The 5399-nt window shown below is 55.5% G+C and carries 3 rRNA genes; all 3 read right to left on the bottom strand.

Annotation, left to right across the window (positions count from 1 at the left end):
* Positions 1–7 precede the first annotated feature (7 nt).
* The 3 genes from rrf to TVH25_RS20615 all read right to left on the bottom strand — a co-directional run bounded on the left by rrf (position 8) and on the right by TVH25_RS20615 (position 5183).
* Positions 8–124: ribosomal RNA gene (rrf, locus tag TVH25_RS20625) — 5S ribosomal RNA — on the bottom strand.
* 98 nt (positions 125–222) lie between these two features.
* Positions 223–3356: ribosomal RNA gene (locus tag TVH25_RS20620) — 23S ribosomal RNA — on the bottom strand.
* A 304-nt stretch (positions 3357–3660) separates the two neighbouring features.
* A 16S ribosomal RNA gene (locus TVH25_RS20615) occupies positions 3661–5183 on the bottom strand.
* Together the 16S, 23S and 5S rRNA genes form the textbook arrangement of a ribosomal RNA operon.
* Positions 5184–5399: the final 216 nt, after the last annotated feature.

The following is a 5399-nucleotide window of genomic DNA, read 5'->3' as shown; positions in this document are numbered from 1 at the left end:
AACGGGTGTTCGGCGGTGTCCTACTCTCCCACACCCTGTCGAGTGCAGTACCATCGGCGCAATGGGGCTTAGCTTCCGGGTTCGGAATGGGACCGGGCGTTTCCCCCACGCTATAACCACCGTAACTCTATGAAACTCCACGCAAACACCAAACCCACCACAGTGGACCCGATGTTCGTGTGTGCTGTTTCAGAAACCGCACAGTGGACGCGTAGCACCTTCGTTAGAAAGTCCTCGGCCTATTAGTACCAGTCACCTCCATGCGTTACCGCACTTCCAGTTCTGGCCTATCAACCCGGTGGTCTGCCGGGGGCCTTACCCCCTCGAGGGGGTGAGAAACCTCATCTTGGAACAGGCTTCCCGCTTAGATGCTTTCAGCGGTTATCCCTTCCGAACGTAGCCAACCAGCAGTGCCCCTGGCGGGACAACTGGCACACCAGAGGTTCGTCCGTCCCGGTCCTCTCGTACTAGGGACAGCCTTCCTCAAGTTTCTAACGCGCGCGGCGGATAGAGACCGAACTGTCTCACGACGTTCTAAACCCAGCTCGCGTGCCGCTTTAATGGGCGAACAGCCCAACCCTTGGGACCTACTCCAGCCCCAGGATGCGACGAGCCGACATCGAGGTGCCAAACCATCCCGTCGATATGGACTCTTGGGGAAGATCAGCCTGTTATCCCCGGGGTACCTTTTATCCGTTGAGCGACACCGCTTCCACATGCCGGTGCCGGATCACTAGTCCCGACTTTCGTCCCTGCTCGACTTGTCAGTCTCACAGTCAAGCTCCCTTGTGCACTTGCACTCAACACCTGATTGCCAACCAGGCTGAGGGAACCTTTGGGCGCCTCCGTTACATTTTGGGAGGCAACCGCCCCAGTTAAACTACCCACCAGGCACTGTCCCTGAACCAGATCATGGTCCGAGGTTAGATATCCAATACGATCAGAGTGGTATTTCAACAACGACTCCACAGTAACTGGCGTCACCGCTTCACAGTCTCCCACCTATCCTACACAAACCGAACCGAACACCAATACCAAGCTATAGTGAAGGTCCCGGGGTCTTTTCGTCCTGCCGCGCGTAACGAGCATCTTTACTCGTAATGCAATTTCGCCGAGTCTGTGGTTGAGACAGCAGAGAAGTCGTTACGCCATTCGTGCAGGTCGGAACTTACCCGACAAGGAATTTCGCTACCTTAGGATGGTTATAGTTACCACCGCCGTTTACTGGGGCTTAAATTCTCAGCTTCGCCACCGAAGTGACTAACCGGTCCTCTTAACCTTCCAGCACCGGGCAGGCGTCAGTCCGTATACATCGTCTTACGACTTCGCACGGACCTGTGTTTTTAGTAAACAGTCGCTTCTCTCTGGTCTCTGCGACCACACCCAGCTCAGGAAGTAAATTCCATCACCAGACATGGTCCCCCTTCTCCCGAAGTTACGGGGGCATTTTGCCGAGTTCCTTAACCACAGTTATCTCGATCGCCTTAGTATTCTCTACCTGACCACCTGTGTCGGTTTGGGGTACGGGCCGTGTGAAAGCTCGCTAGAGGCTTTTCTCGGCAGCATAGGATCATGGAATTCCCCTCAACGGGTACGCATCACCTCTCAGGCTATATGCGACACGGATTTACCTATGTCACGCCCTACAGGCTTACACCAGTATTACCACTGACTGGCCCCACTACCTTCCTGCGTCACCCCATCGCTTGACTACTACCACCGAAGGTCCCGTGCATCCAATCCCCAATCCCCCGAAGGGAAAAAGGAACCTTCTGGACGGTTAGTACCGATGATTCATCATGGGCGCGTTCACACGGGTACGGGAATATCAACCCGTTGTCCATCGACTACGCCTGTCGGCCTCGCCTTAGGTCCCGACTCACCCTGGGCGGATTAACCTGGCCCAGGAACCCTTGGTCATTCGGCGGACGAGTTTCTCACTCGTCTTTCGCTACTCATGCCTGCATTCTCACTCGCATGGCCTCCACACCTAGGTCACCCCGATGCTTCCATGGCCACACGACGCTCCCCTACCCATCCACACCACTGCACACACTTCCGTAGAAACATGCGGGTGTTATGTGAATGCCGCGGCTTCGGCGGTGTACTTGAGCCCCGCTACATTGTCGGCGCAGAACCACTTGACCAGTGAGCTATTACGCACTCTTTCAAGGGTGGCTGCTTCTAAGCCAACCTCCTGGTTGTCTCAGCGATCCCACATCCTTTTCCACTTAGTACACGCTTAGGGGCCTTAGCCGGCGATCTGGGCTGTTTCCCTCTCGACTACGAAGCTTATCCCCCGCAGTCTCACTGCCGCGCTCTCACTCACCGGCATTCGGAGTTTGGCTGATTTCGGTAAGCTTGTGGGCCCCCTAGACCATCCAGTAGCTCTACCTCCGGTGAGAAACACGCGACGCTGCACCTAAATGCATTTCGGGGAGAACCAGCTATCACGGAGTTTGATTGGCCTTTCACCCCTACCCACAACTCATCCCCTCAGTTTTCAACCTAAGTGGGTTCGGGCCTCCACGACGTCTTACCGTCGCTTCACCCTGGCCATGGGTAGATCACTCCGCTTCGGGTCTAGAACATGCCACTGCAACGCCCTATTCGGACTCGCTTTCGCTACGGCTACCCCACACGGGTTAACCTCGCGACATGCCGCTAACTCGCAGGCTCATTCTTCAAAAGGCACGCCATCACCCACCATGAACTAAATCATGCACAGGCTCTGACGGATTGTAAGCGCACGGTTTCAGGTACTATTTCACTCCCCTCCCGGGGTACTTTTCATCTTTCCCTCACGGTACTTGTCCGCTATCGGTCACCAGGGAGTATTCAGGCTTATCGGGTGGTCCCGACAGATTCACACCAGATTTCACGGGCCCGGTGCTACTTGGGTATTCACATCAACAGTCACCATGTTTTCGTCTACGGGACTCTCACCCTCTACGACAGGCCGTTCCAGACCACTTCGACTAACACGATGATTTCTTACTGTTGGCCGGCTCAGCAGCGCCGACACAATGAACCCCACAACCCCGCATACACAACCCCTGCCAGGTATCACATGTACACGGTTTAGCCTCTTCCGCTTTCGCTCGCCACTACTCACGGAATCACATGTTGTTTTCTCTTCCTGTGGGTACTGAGATGTTTCACTTCCCCACGTTCCCTCCACACACCCTATATATTCAGATGCGGGTAACACGACATCACTCGTGCTGGGTTTCCCCATTCGGAAATCCTCGGATCACAGCTCGGTTGACAGCTCCCCGAGGCATATCGCAGCCTCCCACGTCCTTCATCGGCTCCTGGTGCCAAGACATCCACCGTACGCTCATAAACACTTACTAACAAAGATGCTCGCGTCCACTGTGCAGTTCTCAAACAACACACAACAACCCCTACCGGAACCCACCCACAGGCGGAGAACTTTCGCAGATCATCGTCGCTGATCAAACACTCGCGTGTTCTCTCAGGACCCAACAGTGCACCGATATAACCCCTCGGCCTCTCCACTCAGGAAGAAACCGGATGAGAAGTAGCTGTCAGCGTTCCACCCATGAGCTCCTGCCGCTCCACATACGGGAACGAAACAGTCTCTGCCCCACAAGAAGTCCACCATTGTGAACCCTCGCCGGGAGAAGTGCTCCTTAGAAAGGAGGTGATCCAGCCGCACCTTCCGGTACGGCTACCTTGTTACGACTTCGTCCCAATCGCCGATCCCACCTTCGACGGCTCCCTCCCACAAGGGGTTAGGCCACCGGCTTCGGGTGTTACCGACTTTCATGACGTGACGGGCGGTGTGTACAAGGCCCGGGAACGTATTCACCGCAGCGTTGCTGATCTGCGATTACTAGCGACTCCGACTTCACGGGGTCGAGTTGCAGACCCCGATCCGAACTGAGACCGGCTTTAAGGGATTCGCTCCACCTCACGGTATCGCAGCCCTCTGTACCGACCATTGTAGCATGTGTGAAGCCCTGGACATAAGGGGCATGATGACTTGACGTCGTCCCCACCTTCCTCCGAGTTGACCCCGGCAGTCTCTTACGAGTCCCCACCATTACGTGCTGGCAACATAAGACAAGGGTTGCGCTCGTTGCGGGACTTAACCCAACATCTCACGACACGAGCTGACGACAGCCATGCACCACCTGTATACCGACCACAAGGGAAACCACATCTCTGCAGTCGTCCGGTATATGTCAAACCCAGGTAAGGTTCTTCGCGTTGCATCGAATTAATCCACATGCTCCGCCGCTTGTGCGGGCCCCCGTCAATTCCTTTGAGTTTTAGCCTTGCGGCCGTACTCCCCAGGCGGGGCGCTTAATGCGTTAGCTACGGCACGGATCCCGTGGAAGGAAACCCACACCTAGCGCCCACCGTTTACGGCGTGGACTACCAGGGTATCTAATCCTGTTCGCTACCCACGCTTTCGTTCCTCAGCGTCAGTTACTGCCCAGAGACCCGCCTTCGCCACCGGTGTTCCTCCTGATATCTGCGCATTTCACCGCTACACCAGGAATTCCAGTCTCCCCTGCAGTACTCAAGTCTGCCCGTATCGCCTGCAAGCCCGCAGTTGAGCTGCGGGATTTCACACACGACGCGACAAACCGCCTACGAACTCTTTACGCCCAGTAATTCCGGACAACGCTCGCACCCTACGTATTACCGCGGCTGCTGGCACGTAGTTAGCCGGTGCTTCTTCTGCAGGTACAGTCACTTGCGCTTCGTCCCTGCTGAAAGAGGTTTACAACCCGAAGGCCGTCATCCCTCACGCGGCGTCGCTGCATCAGGCTTTCGCCCATTGTGCAATATTCCCCACTGCTGCCTCCCGTAGGAGTCTGGGCCGTGTCTCAGTCCCAGTGTGGCCGGTCGCCCTCTCAGGCCGGCTACCCGTCGTCGCCTTGGTAGGCCATTACCCCACCAACAAGCTGATAGGCCGCGGGCTCATCCTGCACCAGTAAACCTTTCCACCACAAAACATGCATCCTGTGGTCATATCCGGTATTAGACCCAGTTTCCCAGGCTTATCCCGAAGTGCAGGGCAGATCACCCACGTGTTACTCACCCGTTCGCCACTAATCCGCCCAGCAAGCTGGGCATCATCGTTCGACTTGCATGTGTTAAGCACGCCGCCAGCGTTCGTCCTGAGCCAGGATCAAACTCTCCGTTGAAGACTCTCGATCAAACCCCGAAGGGCCAATCAGTCAAAGACATCGAGCCAAATCACTAGCATTCAAACTCAAACTAGCAAAACCGATCACCACAGACGGAAGAATGTGATGACCAGCAAAATTGACCATCCACAAAAGCGGATGATCGCACCAAATAATTGGCACTGACATTCATCGGCACACTGTTGAGTTCTCAAAGAACACGCACACACCATC

It is taken from the genome of Rhodococcus sp. 7Tela_A2 (assembly GCF_049311045.1).
In the GTDB taxonomy this organism is placed as follows: domain Bacteria; phylum Actinomycetota; class Actinomycetes; order Mycobacteriales; family Mycobacteriaceae; genus Rhodococcus.
The sequence above is the reverse complement of the archived record's forward strand: the minus strand, read 5'-3'. Positions and strand labels throughout refer to the sequence as shown.